The following is a 14,571-nucleotide window of genomic DNA, read 5'->3' on the forward strand; positions in this document are numbered from 1 at the left end:
ATATATTTTTTCCCCCAAAAAGCATCGACAACACTAAATAATTTGCTTTTAAAAGACTAATCACTTTGATTTGATTTATTTAATTAGATCCTGACCTTGCGACAAGCATGGGGAACTATAAGGCCTCGGCTGAATTTTTATCGTTAAACACATGATTCAAACCCTGCACCCGAGGGTGTTTAACATAATTAAGGGGTTTCATTCTTTTGATTTAGACATGCTAGCTAAATTTTTAGATAATCAACTACTATGTACCAATAATGAAATGAATATGCCTTATGCTACAGTGATTAATTTAACCCCCTGTAATACAACATATTCCTTTATTATTTATATCTCGTTATCATGCGCCGTTTTTTATAACAGACAAATTTACAATGCCTCAGAAGAACGATATTTCTCCTATAAAAACAGCAACCCGCTCCTACTGGAGTAAGGATGGCTATTTGTTGAAAGGAATCGATTTACTATTTAAAACAAGTATAACAAGTCTCACAACCTCCATTATAACAGCTCCGATTACGTTGCTATTAAGTAATAAACAATTAAATACAACAATCAAACCAACCCCACTAGCTTTCGCAAAATCCACTTGGCAAATCTTTCAATCTCAAGCAATAGCTAATCAAAAACGGGGGGCTGTTAGTGTAACCAGCAAGCACATAAACAAGGAAAATAGTCCAGAGAGTGTCTCAACTGAACACGAGGAGACAGCAAAGCCTATCCAAAGAGGGAGAGAAAATTATTATTCCTTCTTCACTTCTTTGGTCTTTTCTCAAGCTGATACAGCATTTGGTGCTGTTTTTAATAACCGTGCAAAAATCCTGAGTGGAGGTACTATCAACCCGGTTAAATTAACTGGTTATAATATTAAACAACTCTTTTTGATGGGATATCCGGTTAAGTCTGTATCTAATTTTATGAGTTTTACTTTTTACTCACGTTTTCGGACTCAATAACCAACCAATTACCTATTGAAAATCCTGCTGTTGCAAATTTTGTCGGTGGTGGATTGGCAGGAGCCATCTCCTCCTTACTGACTTATCCTCTAAACGCCTCCTACGATAGGATTATACTGGGAGCCAGAATGGATGCTAATAGACGATTAATTCGGGTCTCCAGTTTTTCCTTCTTTAAGGAAAAGGCCAACTATATGAAAACTGTTGGTCTTAGCGAAGTAACCAAAAATTTTTGGCTGATAACAAGAAATGAACTTCCAGCAAGGATGCTGAGCACAATAATTGTCTTTTCAATTATTCAAGGCTTTAACCATCTCATGGGAAATAGACCTGTTAGTCATTTTTTATCCTCCGGGCACAATAGCGATCCAGACGGTTTTCGACCAGTACGGTAATGCTGTCTTTTAATTTAAGACTAGACTTGAAGAATTGATAATTGCCAATCCGATTGGCGAACAGAGGGGTTCGCAAAAGCAAGCCTGATGCTTAGGACCATAATTCACAGACCAGCTTGCAACACGACTGTTCAGCGTTAAAAATAACGAGAATAAATGGCTAAATAAGTTCCATCATTTTCCATCGAACTCAACGCATTATTGATTCGAGAAATCAGTCTACTTCGATTGAGATTGGCCAGAACACCATAGCCCATACCTAACGGCGTTGCTTCACCAACTAATTTGAATTGATTGGGATTACTATTAACCCAATACGAAGCGCCAATATAATCAAACATAATAAGATCGATGTCACCCTCGCTTAACGCTTGTATCATGTCTTGCTGATTAATGTACTCAACTATTTTAACGTTATTATACATTTGCATTGTAAAGGACTTGAATATAGTACCAGTCTCAACACCAACACGTTTACCTGTATTTATGTTGCTACTATCAATGTTAGAGCCAACTCTGGAGAATAGTTGAGCTTTGGTTTGTAAATAGGGCGTGCTAAATAAATAATAAGCTAACCGTTCTTTCGTAATAAAGAAACCAGCTATACCTAAATCAACTTTTGCCGCTGCTACTGTTTTCATTAATAGTGCAAATGTCATGGGCTTATAGGTGCACGTAGCATTAATCCGCCGACAAATCTCATCCATGAGATCAATCTCAAACCCAGTAAATACACCATTTTTAGTTGCCTGCATTTCCATAGGCGGATTAAAAGGCGATGCACCAATTACAAGATTTTCAGCATATAAACTGGGACACATAAAACATAATATAAGTAGTCTACACAATATTTTCATAAAGGAAATTCCATATTTATGTATCACTAAAGAATATCTCATTTTATTCATATTAACCTGTTTAAAGATACTGGCCACCGTTTTGATAGGCAACTTTTTTTAGGCTGAGGTACATTTCGCCATCTAATAAGAACGATGGGGTCAAAGCTTGAGGTCAATAACCTTTGACGGCGCTATGCTTCATCAAGGCTTGGCTATAAGAGTAACGCCGCGAAAAGCAGGCGTTACTCTGAAAATTTGAGCTTTTTATATTAGAGTACTCGATTTCGATAATGATTTTTAAAATAACAATCAAATTTGAATCGTTTGTTTTTGTCGTCATAGAGTTCGGATCATAACCTTTTGGCAATTGAAATACTTGATTGTAATTGCTCTGAGAGTAACTCACACTTTTGCTATTATCTTGTTCTCGCGTAATTTTTTGCGTTACGTTTGAGCTAACTATTAACTGCCCCTCTTTAACAGAGACATTGACTTTACTATCAGCACCTTTTGGCAATGTTATTTTATAGATAATCTCATTTTATTTTCTTTAATTTCAACAGTACTGGTACTGCCAGGCTGACTCATCAAGTTATGTTGCATGTGTGAAAATTGACTCTGCATAAATTGATCCATAGCCCTGTGCATTTGATTCATTTGCTTCAAAATATCATTCGGTGATTGAAAGAAGGAATCCGTATCAAAAGGATCCAGGGTTACTTGCTGATTACTCTTTTGCACTTGATTATTTTGCTTCGCCTCAAGTGCTATGGCTCCCTCAGGTACCATAGTGATAAGAGGAACAGAGATTAAAATAGGAATCAGTTTATTTTTCATATAAATCTCCTTTCTAAATGGGTGTCAAAAATTCAAGTTTTTGGATAGGCAGTTATGAACTAATCGTCATAACCCTTATTTCAAGTTCTCTTCCGTGTTATTTTCCTTCAAAAGAGTATTCCCTATATCGAGGCAAATTAGACGGTTTCAAGTAGGGATAATGGCCGGCACTTCACCTGATTAGGATACTATTTACACTGTTTTGTATTCCATTAGATTGAATGACCCCTTGAAATTAATTTCCCAGACATTATTTATTGAGTTACGTTAATTAAATGGGGGGATCGTTATGCCTGTTATTAATCGTGATGATTTTCCCGTTTATAAGGAACCCGATCGCTTATCGAGGACAGTTGATAAAAAATCGCTCGTTTGGTCTCATAAATTTTTGTCGTGTATAAAATGAAAGATAATAAAAAGATAGTTAATAAGTACGAATACCCTGAATTTCTCGCTTCTGCCCTTGCTATTCATGGCTCTGTAACCCCCAAAGTGTTGAAGCAGGTTTTAGTGGCGACTCTTTATGCCTGTTTTATATCGTTGTTGAGTTTATTTGTCCCTTGGCTTGCTATTCCGATAAGTCCTTTTGAGTATGCTGGACTTGTCATGGGTTTAATTTTAGTTTTCCGTATCAATGCGGGGTATGACCGATGGTGGGAGGCACGAAAACTCTGGGGAAGTGTGGTCAATAGCAGTCGTAATTTAGCCATAATAATTGCCAATTATGTACCCCCATCGGAAAAAGAGCTCATATCCCGCCTTATGGGATACGTGGCAGCCATCCCCTATTTAATGAAAAATAACTTGCGAATGAATGAGTCCATCAAGGAAGTAGAGCATCTCATCGATCCGCCCACCTTTGAAGAACTACCCAACATCGCCCATAAACCTAATTTTATATCCAGCAAGCTCGCAGGCTTACTTTCCTTATTGGTAAAAGAAAATAAAATTAATGAATTTTCGTTCCTCAAAGCAGAAGAATGCCGTGAAATCATAATAGATTGCCAGGGAGCTTGTGAGCGCATATTAAAAACCCCAATGCCCTTTGTCATGGCCATTAAATCACGGCGTTTTATTCTATTGTTTTTATTAATCCTTCCTATCGCCCTTGTAGATTATTCTATTTATATCAATCCATTAGTTACGGCACTTGTTGCTTATGCGTTATTTTCTCTCGATCAAATTGGTGTAGAACTACAAAACCCATTCTCCCCCGAAAGGCTTAGCCATTTGCCCTTAGAGGATATCTGCCAAGGAATAGAAAACAATGTGATGGAAATTTATAAAAGCAATGGGAATACCGTCAACGGCACAAGACAATCATGAAACTATTTCCCCAAAAGCGACCCTTACAAGTAACAGCAAAGAAGTCATTTAAAGCAAGTAAACGTAGAGCCATGATGCCGCGTAGTGTAATCAAGGTATTCACTCTCCAAACGGGCCTATTGATTTAGGCATCGCTGGCCGAACTTTGGATAACAGTCACTACGCACTAATGATGAAATCAATTCGCCCAACGACACAATTGATTGACATCAATAAACCTTCATGACGCTAGCTGCATCAAGGCTGGCTAAGCTATAATCACTTGATATTCATACTAGTTATCTAAATAATGAACCTAATAGTTGGAGTACATGTCACAACGCGAAAGGAATACTAAATCATGGAAATATTAAGCTTGCATTCCCTATTGTTATATATACAACATAGTATTTCATTTTGTGGAGTGCTTGTTATTCTTATTGGTGTTTTAACCGCATTATTTCGCTACCTTTCCTACCTGTTTTATAACTCTGATATCACTAAGAAAATGGATATCAATCAAATTCGATTGAGATTAGGTAGAGTATTAACATTAGGTTTGGAGTTTATTGTTGCTGCCGACCTAATAGGAACCACGACTACCCCGGATTATTATTCAGTTGGTATCGTAGCCAGTATTGTTTTAATACGAACCTTATTAAGTTATACCTTAAACCGTGAAATAAAAGACATTAGTCAGCAGGAAAATCAAAATAGAACACTGGCGTGACTAAAATAGTTCCAGCCAGCGTAGCCTTGATGAGCATAGCGTAATCAAGGTTACGGTAAAATATATATCACTAGAGTAAATAGTCCTACTATAGCAACCAAGGGATGAAGAGCTACTATGATCTTAGGAGCATATATCTTTTTTTCAGCAAGAATGACTAAGGTTAAACCTCCTAATGCTGCAAGAGTTAAAAGTACTAAACTGGTCATGAGTAAAGGAGAAAAACTAGTCATCAATACAAATACGTAAACGTATATAAGGATCAACCCGCTTGCCGCCAACAAACCGTGTAACGCCCGAACAGTTTTATTGGGTCTTCTGTCTTGTAATATCGGAGGTAAAATGCCTAACCCTAAGGCGACAACAAAAACAAATATAATAACGGCTGATATTAACATATGATCTCCTGACATAAATCTATGTTAACAGAAACTCACTATAACTCATTTAGGGGAAAACCCTAATAGTTGCTTTCATTAGCCTCCCGGCTACATTCCAAAAATATAAACGCTAGAAAAACAGAAATTCAGGGCACAACTCAGAGACCTGTCTCTTGATCACATCTTCATCATCGCTGTTGCAATCCTAAGCCCCTCTAGTCTTTCTCTTAGCCGAAACCAACCTTTCCAAATAGTAGCCCAGGCTGCTTTGCCAGTTCTTTTAGAGTCTGTCCATCCACCAAGTTTTGCTATTGCTTGATAAGCCCATGCGGCGGTGGGAGTGTTTTCGGGTAATGATGTTTTTTCAACACTATTCCACAATACCTTCCATTCAGTTTCAGATAATAATTCTTCACAAAGAATACTGTCATCAATATTTAGAGTAACCGGGTATTCAAAATGCTCTTTTAATTGCAGTAAACGAATGGCTACAAAGGAGAGAATAACAATCATCTTTTCTAAATTCTCAATTGATTGCATGCGTTGCTCTTCGGCACCCACGCCTGTTTTCCACGCCTTGTGAAAATCCTCAATGCGCCACCGCAATTCATAATAACGAGTTATTTTGCGTGTACAGTCAAATGATGATACTTCTTCTGAGGTTAATAAAATCCATTCTAGTCTTTCTACTTCATCACAACCTTGCTCTTTAGCAATGACAATATTTACCGTTATCGGTTTTAATTGACGGTCTTTTGCGCGTCTTTCGGAAGGGGAAAATGTTACAGAAGTCGTTTTCAATTCAAGCACTACTTGACGTTTTTTTCGTCCTGCTTTCTGAGCCACTTCAATAGTATAAGTTCCTAAAGACCTAGCGTTTGATAAAGATTCAAATAAATAACTATCACCGGGTTCTAACTTTCGATTATGGTTTGCTCTAACAATAAAACGTTGGTTATGGTCCAATTTATATTGGATGTATTCAAAAATATCAGCCTCTCTATCACATACTGATATAACATCTGCCATCTTTAAGCCTAGGCGGCTTTCTAGTTCTCGCGTATTTTTTCCCATTTAAAACTTTCTTTTTCACTATATTGCCTGACTCGTCGATGAAATTTTTTCCCTCTTTCCTCCACAGGACGGCACCAGCGATTTTGAGCTATTAAACCTATCGTTTTTTCTTTTTCAGCATCCATTAATAGCGTAGTGTGTACATGAAACCCGCGATTACTTTTTCTTTTGGCCCCCCTAAATCGCCTAAATCTTCTTTGACTTGATGAGTGTAAGACAGAGTGGTTGTGTCTTCTATTGCCAATATCGTAGGAATTGACTGGGATAATAAACTTGTTACATGGTAACCCCCATCAGCAATTTGCTTGGCACTAACGCGTTTATTGCGTAAAAAGCGATAGCTTCCCTCTAATAACGCATCTTGACCCTCACAACTTTCAGATAATGAGCTGCCGGGTAAAGAAGATAGCTGTTTCCCAATTTGCATTAAGCGTCTAGTTAGACGCTTATCGCCTAGTTCAATTGAACCAAATATTGCTTCTGACCAAGCCTGCGCATTTTCAACTGCCAATTCCATGTTTCACCTAAAACTAAAAGGTGAATTTGATCATGTTTTCTGATTGCGGGCAAGATGTGTAGAAGATTCAGCTCAGAGACGCAGGTCCTTTGCTGGGAATGGATGGCCGTTACGCCTTGTTTCAAAGCAATTTTGGCCTGGCGGGTAATTTTGAATATGCACCCATTGTTGGACAAATTAATTCGCATTCCTTTTTAAATTTCCCCGTCTACGTCACTTATTCTTCTCCCAAGCGTGATCGGATAGTGAATAGCTTCACAGCCAAATTGGGTATCGACTATAACTATCGCTTTAAGAATAGTGGCTACGCAGTGGTTGAAGTGGGTTATCAGGGTGAATCAATACAATAATGCCATGGACATGATCCGCGGTAATTATGCGGTTGCAGGAGCCCAAAAAAGTTACCGGCGTAGAAACCACCCGTTTCAATTTCCACGGCCCCTACATTGGCCTTAGCGTACATGCCTAATTGTTTATTGTGCGCCGGGAATCCCTGGCGCGCATTTTCCCCCACCAATCCGTCGACAGCATACATTTTCAATTGCGCTGGAATGAGTAACTTACGCCAAAAACCAGCAGAGATCTATTGACTACAGGTAGACAAATGATCGCAACTAAATGAAGAGGTGCAAGGAGGAACAAGGCCGGGAGCAACGCTGCCTTGGGGAAAGGTCTGAGAGCCCTGAGAGCAAGAAGATAGAAGACCGCCACCTGAGCATGTGCACGTGATGCTACTATTCAGCACGCACTGTCCATTTTGGGCCGTGAGAGTTACAGAGCTTGGTGACCCCGATGACTTACAGCTACCACATCCAGCAAGTTGCATAATATCGACTAAAACGATTATATATAAAACCAATTTAAGTAGTGTCCATGTTTTATGTAATTTACTTCCCATTATACCTTTCCTACTCAATTGAAAAGATTATCACCCTTAGCAAATGGACATTAACACGAACTTTATAATTTTCAAAATTGATAAAACTGATAGCTGTAGTGGTCCTTTTATAATTGCACCGGCCCGCTTTGACGTACGAATTGAGTTATTTCTGCCCCATTTAGCAAGCGTTGCCCGATAGCTAATGCCCTGGTTATTTTTAGAGTTTCCATTTGAAAATGGCGCTTGCACTGTATTTGCCAAGTCTTCCATACCGAAAAAGAGAACTATTATTAATATGTCTATATAAAAAAGGATTATTATGAGAACCAAAGAAGAAAATACGTCCCCTAGTGCCGAAACAGGTTTTATTTTCTTTAAAAATCCTGATTCGCTGCGTCATAAATTAACCACTTTATTTGATTACATCTTAGAAAACAAACTTGATAATATATATTCTATCTTAAGTAATCAGATTGCGCTCAAAAATAAATATAAAGACATCAATGAGGCGACACAAAGTATTACTCGAGAAGAATTATATGCTTGTCTAGAAAATTTAAGGGATAAGTGCATAGAAGCAAGGTTGCATTTAGAGCTGCATGCTGACCCGGCTTTATCTGCTGAGCTGAAGCAAAATAATGAAACGCTTAATGACACCGGTATCAGTGTTTCAGACGTCTATTATGCTTTTGTTAGTTTTATGATCTCTACTTTAACCAAAAGGAAAAGCATGGTGTCATCAAAGAATCTGGGCACAAACTTCATATCAATCTACCTCAAGACGTTTTGGTTAACCTTGAACTAAAAGAAAACTTAATGGCTTTACTAAACATTTACTGTGACGCAGGTATATTTCCAACCTTTAAAGTACTCAGCAATTGGCTAAATGACGACCTCGAAAATCTTGGGCCGCAAAATGCCCGTTTCTTAAATGAAGCACAAGTTACAATCTATTTGGATGATGATGTTGAAATTAGCGAATTGGTTAACTTTATTAATAAGGTCGATGGGTTAGCCACGGATTTTTCTATAACACATAACACGCCTGACGCCGATAGTCCATTACGACCTAATTCGGTTGTTTCGTATCGGCTGGACCGCGATAGCAACTACAATTATATAGCGGCACGTCATGTTCAAAAATCCCACTTACAAGTACAAGAAGAGCAAGAAATCTATAAACGAACCACCCAGCAATTAACGCACGAAGCAATAACACCTATCGCGGCTATCCGTGATGCCTATAGATCGCTATGCCGTAGCTTGGAAGTCATTTGTTTAGATTATTTAGAAAAATATCCTAAGCCTGTTAATGGACTGTTTGGGACTGGTCATAAAAGCCAAGAAAACGCTTTAGATATACTTATGAAAGCCATCACTGACTTTAGATATGGCCGAGAGCTCTTTGATGTGTTGAACCCTATTCGAGAAAGCCATCTCAAGCCCTATCACATGGACTATATTTTAAAAGCATATGGTGGAGATTGGGAGGTGTCTCGCCCCTATATAATACCAAGTTATAATAATATGCTAGAAGCCTATCAACGCTTAAAACAATATGCCCTGGCAAACTCCAGGAATGGGGAGCTGCACGATAATATTGTTAATGCGATACAAACACTAGAACATAATTTTGAAGGCATTTTTTCTCCTAACTTGCACGCCCTAATCTTTGAAAATGAATCGCATACAGTAACCTCGAACACCAGGCCGGGATAAATTTAACACGCTGAATTTGTGGTATACGATGATAATCAATTGAATGGACACGCTTCTCTTTCCTATGAATTTGCCGAATCAACATTCATGACAATTATCTGGATTTTCCGCATTACAGAACGTAATGCGGAATGCTTTTTTAGATTATTTGACAGCAAGTAAATTTGGCTTGTCGTGTCGGCTGTCCCTGCGCTTTAGCTTGATGCCAAGAGGAATTTTTTTACCGCATATTTTCACCATTGCTATCATTCTCATACAAAGATACCTGTCCAAAGTTTCCCGCACCTAGAATTTTCTTAAACGTTAATTGGCTGAGTCGTGGCATTTTTTCTCCTAATCAAAGTTAAACACCACAAATATTCGCAAAAAAATAAATCAAAAAGACAATATTTAGAACTTTATTAGAATTTTTGAGGCTTTTTACTATTTTTGGGTCATAGCCTGAAGAGTTAGGGGGGCAGGACTTAACGTTTGATTGTTGAATACAAAATTCAAGCCCCATTGATGCAGTATTTTGTATGAGACTATTAGCGTCCTAAAAATTCTGTTGATGATAGCTGTAGCTTGATTATCACAAAAGATGGCATCAAGTTCCGGTTCAGTAACACAAGCTATATTATGACAATATTCCTGAGACGCTAAAGCATCGAGGCATGTTTTTACACCGCTCTGAATCAATGAAATTGTTTGAGCCAATCTCTGATCGTGATCATGATTCATCATTCCTTTATATAGATTTACTAATTCAGTTAACCCTTTCAATGCTTGTTGACGCGCAGCTTGATGTTGTGCGCGTAATTCACATAGTCCTTTCGCCAAATCATGCGTTCCATTATCACTCGTCATCTCATTGGTATCTTCGATACATTCAGCAAGGCTCAATCTGATTTTATTATTATCAGCAGGGATAACTGGATTATTGGGCCCCTTGTAAGTGCTATTGTCTGCAAAGGCCACAGTAGTTAGATTTAAAAAATAAATACGGCTAATACCAGGCTATTCATACTATTCCTTAATGATGATTACGATACAGATATATTATTTAAATAATATACTGGAAATATCCTTTTGGCTCGCATGAAATAGCAGGGTAAAAATCCTCCTGCCATTGAAAGAAACGCCTGGGATTAGGGGTTTAGCCTGCTTGTTGAATACAAGATTCAAGCCCTGATAATCATATAGAAAGCTCCTCCTTGAAGTAACCGGTAAAATTTAGTTTGGAAAAAACAAAAACGGTTAATAAAGGTGCTTAGAGTGAACCTATATGGTGGAATTGATTTACATTCACATAATAGTATTCCCTAACAAATAACGTGGGTCTTTATATTATTAAGTTTTACCTTTCAACTTATATGCCCACCAAAGTAAAGCGAGCGTAATCAGTGCATTAATTCCAATGATCCATAGATTAAGCGTTGGCGTTAATACCATAATACCTATATCTAGAGGCATTGAAACAAAATAAGGTAGAATGATATGGCTTAAGGTATGAAAAAACGCTGCCCCTGCAAAAAAGATTACTATATCTCTTAATGTACACATGACTATCCCTACCTGGTATCTTCTATATATTAATTATAATTTATTTTTAACAATGGTTTTGCAAAGGGGATCAGGGCTTAAATTTTGTATTCAACGATTAAAACCCAAGCTCTGACCACCCCATTGATGAATACCCCGTGTATGTTCTTTTATGACGAGATATAGTCCGACATTTTAGGTAAAGTTATCTGTAGGTGTATTCGTATTTTGATCATATCTATAAACTATTAGGATATACAGGTTCTACTCAAAGAGTATAAGGGCGATCTATCAACGCCTAAGGCCTGCCTGCCCCCACTTACCATCTCCTTTCCTCAAGCTCATTTTGATTTTGGAAAAGACCTTTCCACTAGAAACGGAAAAGAGCCGCAATTTTTTACGACAGAACCGTTTTCTGATTACGAGTTGAACAAATAGCAAAATACGACTATAAAATATACTATTAGGTCTAAATTTAATCCTATTCCAATTTACATCTTTACAATACTGATAGGAGTCATCTGCTTGCAATGTAAACCCAAAAAACTATTTATGCTGTTCACATGCATTAAGGTAGCAGAATGCCTAACATAGTTATATTCAACCCAATTATTAACGATGGTATTGGTGATTTTGTCCACTGGCAAGAGTTGGAACCGATAATTCGTGCTCATTTTGGTAACGATTGTTCCATATGCTCCTTTATTGTTCTTCAAGCTGGTAATGAGAAAAATGGAGGGAGAATCAAACGGTTGGTTGATGAATTTAATGAAGCAACTGACCCAAACCAATCTCAAGCGGTTATTTTGGAATATCCACAAGACACACGAGAAATAGATGTAGCAGTTAACGAATTTAACAGGCTGCTTGAGTCAAATACTGAACTTTTAGAAAAGATTGAATCGTGTGACGCGATTATCGATTTACCTTTACCATGCGGTCTTCGATGGGTTTTAAAAGACTATATTCCAGGGGACTTTCCACCGACAACTTGTATAACAGCAATAGATGAAGCGCTTGTGACAACTTTACATAATTATGGTCCTGTAATCTACGATAATTATTATGAAATGACTCTAACCCACAGAGAAAGAAAGTTAAATCAAGATGTTCTACCGTGCGGTGTTAAATTTAAAAAGATAGAGGACTTTCTTCAAGAGAAACAGCCATTCGCTCTCTTCACTTTCTTGTTGAAGCGAATGAGCAGCAGGCCATCAACAAAATTTTTGGTATAAATACCGACGATGATTTGAATGTTGAGGGCACTGTTGATTCTTTTTAGAAGAAAATCATTTTATACCTGCATTTTTTCAAGATTCGAACTATATGATTGCTTTCATCTACTCTTTGGCTATTAATAAAAGCTTAGCGGCTGAGGGCAAAAACCTTGTTTTCTTTGTAAACAATATTGGTTCCGTATTTTCACAATCCAGTCGGCGAGAATCAAAGTTTTTAAGGGACTATGATGATCTTGTTGAGGATATTCAAATTGATGCAAGGCTGAAGAAGCTCGGTGTTTCAAAGATTATTATCGATAGTAAAGATGGCATACGAGAGATAGATATTAGTCACTCTAATTCAAGAAAAATTTATATTATTACTGATTGCCGAATAGAAAATGATCTGGCTTATAAATCTATTTATGGCATAGCCCAAACTATAGCGGGGTGCTCAGGTGATAATACCCTGGAAGAGGTTCTTAGCCGTGGACTTTTACCTTTTTTCAACTACCCGCTAAAAAGCAAGAGCCCAGTGTAAAAGAGTTAACAACATTATGCAGACAGTTTTCTGATAATGAGGACATTGAGCAACTGGATAGTTTTGTTACTCACCTAAAGGGTATTGTTGGAGATATGTACAAACCAGATAAGGTAGACATGATACAAAATATAGATATCGTTGCTGCCGCTCCTTTAATACGAGAATTATCTAATAGAGTTTTTAATGATGAGGATTATATGTACCTCAACTTTTATAATCACTTGCCATCGATACTTAACAGCACGCTAATTAGGTCTAGAAGCCTAGACCCTCGAGCAATTGGACTAGCATGCAAAGCCCTATCCAATGCACCCGTTGCGGATGAAATGCTAGTAGTCTTTTTGATTTCTAGAACCAGTAAACCGACTTTTTTAATTAAAGATACGGTGGAGGAGTTAAATAAAATAATTAAACAACTTCCTGAAAATCAACAAGCAATGATTCAACCATACATTGATGAATACACGGCCTATGATGAGTTTTACAAAAATCATAAGGACCGTAATAACCAGAGTTTCCAAAACTTTTTTCAGCAAATTGATACAATGCATATGAGTGAATCCGAAGCATTTGATAAAAAAGATCTTACCTATTGTGGGAGCTTCAAAATATGAGGGAGTATATGCCATGCTATGTAAATCAAGGTAACTGTAATGATATAGCCAATAAAATCCTAAGAGCCTTTGAAGACATATTAGGTGATCTTTTCGTCTTGACAGAGCCGTTCATAGAAAATGAATTGGCTAGCAGTATGAATCAGCTTTTAACGCTCGTTAGAGAACATGATCCAGAAAATGGCATTCAAACCTTACGGGACATTGAGAACTATATTGAAGAAATTGCCACATTGCTGGACGATGTTAATTTTGAAAGAAAGAATGAAACGCAGAAAGTGGTGATTAGCAGTTTTTCACAATTTAAGGGTCGATTCTTTTCGCATAAACCAGATGATTCGGACGTAAGCTTTGTTAGGCAATTTATTTTTAAATGAGTGCGAAGAATGGATGAGTCAGCAAACGCACTGTCTTTTTTACTTCATTAAACAACATCACTAACTTCCTTGTATGACATAGAGATTCTTTCAATATGGCTCAATTCCTTGTTCTTGCTGAAAAACTATCTAAGCGCGTAGCCTTGATTAAACGTCGTAAGAAATATTGGTCACCGTTAAAATACTTTCTCCATCACTTACCCGTAACGTCACTCTATCTCCAACTCTCGCTTTCAACAATGATTTCGCTAAGGGCGAAATCCAGCTTATTTTTCCTGCACTAATATCTGCTTCATCCAGACCTACAATTTTGACCGAATGGGATTCACTCTTTTCATTGCTATATTGGACAGTAGCGCCAAAAAATACTTGAGTAAGGCCCACTTGAAGTTTGGGATCTACGATTTGCGCGCTTTCCAATCGTTTCGTCAAATAGCGAATGCGTCTGTCAATTTCACGCAATCGTTTTTTCCATAAATATAATCGCCATTTTCAGATCGATCACCATTGCTCGCGGCCCAACTTACTACTTTCACAATATCGGGTCTTTCATGACTCACTAAATCACGTAATTCAGTTTGCAGCGTTGCAAAACCAACAGGTGTCATATAATTTTTGACAGTTGGCGACACTAAATCTGGTCGCTCTGGTTCACTATACTCA

At 37.7% G+C, this 14,571-nt stretch carries 15 protein-coding genes and 3 pseudogenes; 10 read left to right on the plus strand and 8 right to left on the minus strand.

Translation table 11 applies throughout. From position 1 onward, the window contains the following. The first annotated feature begins 377 nt into the window (after positions 1-377). Positions 378-1,354, plus strand: a pseudogene (locus tag BN58_RS37410) (hypothetical protein). Between the two features lie 137 nt (positions 1,355-1,491). Here BN58_RS37410 and BN58_RS02315 read toward each other — a convergent pair. The 3 genes from BN58_RS02315 to BN58_RS37420 form a co-directional block, all read right to left on the minus strand. Then, positions 1,492-2,175, minus strand: coding sequence for a transporter substrate-binding domain-containing protein (locus BN58_RS02315; protein ID WP_232220274.1), 684 nt, complete (start codon positions 2,173-2,175; stop codon positions 1,492-1,494). A 190-nt stretch (positions 2,176-2,365) separates the two neighbouring features. Continuing rightward, the gene (locus BN58_RS37415) at positions 2,366-2,710 is read right to left on the minus strand and encodes an Hsp20 family protein (RefSeq protein ID WP_408605446.1); all 345 of its coding nucleotides are present in this window, start codon (positions 2,708-2,710) and stop codon (positions 2,366-2,368) included. A 2-nt stretch (positions 2,711-2,712) separates the two neighbouring features. After that, positions 2,713-3,030 carry a hypothetical protein gene (locus BN58_RS37420; protein WP_408605447.1) on the minus strand — a complete coding sequence of 106 codons (318 nt, stop codon included), beginning with the start codon at positions 3,028-3,030 and terminating at the stop codon, positions 2,713-2,715. Between the two features lie 402 nt (positions 3,031-3,432). Here BN58_RS37420 and BN58_RS02325 point away from each other — a divergent pair, with 402 nt between their 5' ends. Together BN58_RS02325 and BN58_RS02335 are read left to right on the plus strand one after the other, a co-directional pair. Beyond that, the gene (locus BN58_RS02325) at positions 3,433-4,356 is read left to right on the plus strand and encodes a bestrophin family protein (RefSeq protein WP_019215470.1); all 924 of its coding nucleotides are present in this window, start codon (positions 3,433-3,435) and stop codon (positions 4,354-4,356) included. Between the two features lie 340 nt (positions 4,357-4,696). Then, complete coding sequence (locus BN58_RS02335) at positions 4,697-5,065, plus strand: DUF1622 domain-containing protein (protein ID WP_019215472.1); 369 nt, start codon at positions 4,697-4,699, stop codon at positions 5,063-5,065. A 50-nt stretch (positions 5,066-5,115) separates the two neighbouring features. Here BN58_RS02335 and BN58_RS02340 read toward each other — a convergent pair whose 3' ends face one another. Both BN58_RS02340 and BN58_RS21400 read right to left on the minus strand, forming a co-directional pair. After that, positions 5,116-5,463: a hypothetical protein gene (locus BN58_RS02340; protein ID WP_019215473.1), complete on the minus strand. Its 348-nt coding sequence runs from the start codon at positions 5,461-5,463 to the stop codon at positions 5,116-5,118. A 159-nt stretch (positions 5,464-5,622) separates the two neighbouring features. Further along, positions 5,623-7,036, minus strand: a pseudogene (locus tag BN58_RS21400) (IS4 family transposase). Positions 7,037-7,125: 89 nt separating this feature from the next. On the opposite strand from BN58_RS21400, the gene BN58_RS02350 reads away from it, so the two are divergent. The 3 genes from BN58_RS02350 (at position 7,126) to BN58_RS02370 (ending at position 9,635) form a co-directional block, all read left to right on the plus strand. Next, on the plus strand, positions 7,126-7,386 hold the full coding sequence (locus tag BN58_RS02350; RefSeq protein WP_040916046.1) for an Lpg1974 family pore-forming outer membrane protein: 261 nt from the start codon (positions 7,126-7,128) through the stop codon (positions 7,384-7,386). 849 nt (positions 7,387-8,235) lie between these two features. Next, a complete protein-coding gene (locus tag BN58_RS02365) occupies positions 8,236-8,721 on the plus strand; it encodes a hypothetical protein (protein ID WP_019215477.1) in 486 nt (161 codons plus the stop codon). After that, a complete protein-coding gene (locus tag BN58_RS02370) occupies positions 8,703-9,635 on the plus strand; it encodes a hypothetical protein (RefSeq protein WP_026069197.1) in 933 nt (310 codons plus the stop codon). Before BN58_RS02365 ends, BN58_RS02370 begins: the two co-directional genes overlap by 19 nt. Before the next feature lie 423 nt (positions 9,636-10,058). On the opposite strand, the gene BN58_RS02380 is transcribed toward BN58_RS02370, so the two are convergent. Beyond that, positions 10,059-10,592, minus strand: coding sequence for a hypothetical protein (locus BN58_RS02380; RefSeq protein WP_019215479.1), 534 nt, complete (start codon positions 10,590-10,592; stop codon positions 10,059-10,061). A 1,145-nt stretch (positions 10,593-11,737) separates the two neighbouring features. Between BN58_RS02380 and BN58_RS02390 the strand changes: the two genes are divergently transcribed. The 4 genes from BN58_RS02390 to BN58_RS02405 all read left to right on the plus strand — a co-directional run bounded on the left by BN58_RS02390 (position 11,738) and on the right by BN58_RS02405 (position 13,908). Continuing rightward, a complete protein-coding gene (locus tag BN58_RS02390; protein ID WP_019215481.1) occupies positions 11,738-12,391 on the plus strand; it encodes a hypothetical protein in 654 nt (217 codons plus the stop codon). A gap of 112 nt (positions 12,392-12,503) precedes the next feature. Further along, positions 12,504-12,914, plus strand: a complete 411-nt coding sequence (locus tag BN58_RS02395) for a hypothetical protein (RefSeq protein WP_156812316.1) — start codon at positions 12,504-12,506, stop codon at positions 12,912-12,914. Between the two features lie 95 nt (positions 12,915-13,009). Beyond that, complete coding sequence (locus BN58_RS02400) at positions 13,010-13,531, plus strand: hypothetical protein (RefSeq protein ID WP_019215483.1); 522 nt, start codon at positions 13,010-13,012, stop codon at positions 13,529-13,531. Positions 13,532-13,539: 8 nt separating this feature from the next. Then, positions 13,540-13,908 carry a hypothetical protein gene (locus BN58_RS02405; RefSeq protein ID WP_156812317.1) on the plus strand — a complete coding sequence of 123 codons (369 nt, stop codon included), beginning with the start codon at positions 13,540-13,542 and terminating at the stop codon, positions 13,906-13,908. Between the two features lie 147 nt (positions 13,909-14,055). Here BN58_RS02405 and BN58_RS32470 read toward each other — a convergent pair whose 3' ends face one another. Both BN58_RS32470 and BN58_RS32475 read right to left on the minus strand, forming a co-directional pair. Then, a complete protein-coding gene (locus BN58_RS32470) occupies positions 14,056-14,370 on the minus strand; it encodes a GreA/GreB family elongation factor (protein ID WP_232220275.1) in 315 nt (104 codons plus the stop codon). Further along, a pseudogene (locus tag BN58_RS32475) lies at positions 14,337-14,571 on the minus strand (hypothetical protein); the annotation flags it as partial. The gene BN58_RS32470 and the pseudogene BN58_RS32475, both read right to left, overlap by 34 nt.

This window comes from Legionella tunisiensis (assembly GCF_000308315.1).
Taxonomy (GTDB): domain Bacteria; phylum Pseudomonadota; class Gammaproteobacteria; order Legionellales; family Legionellaceae; genus Tatlockia; species Tatlockia tunisiensis.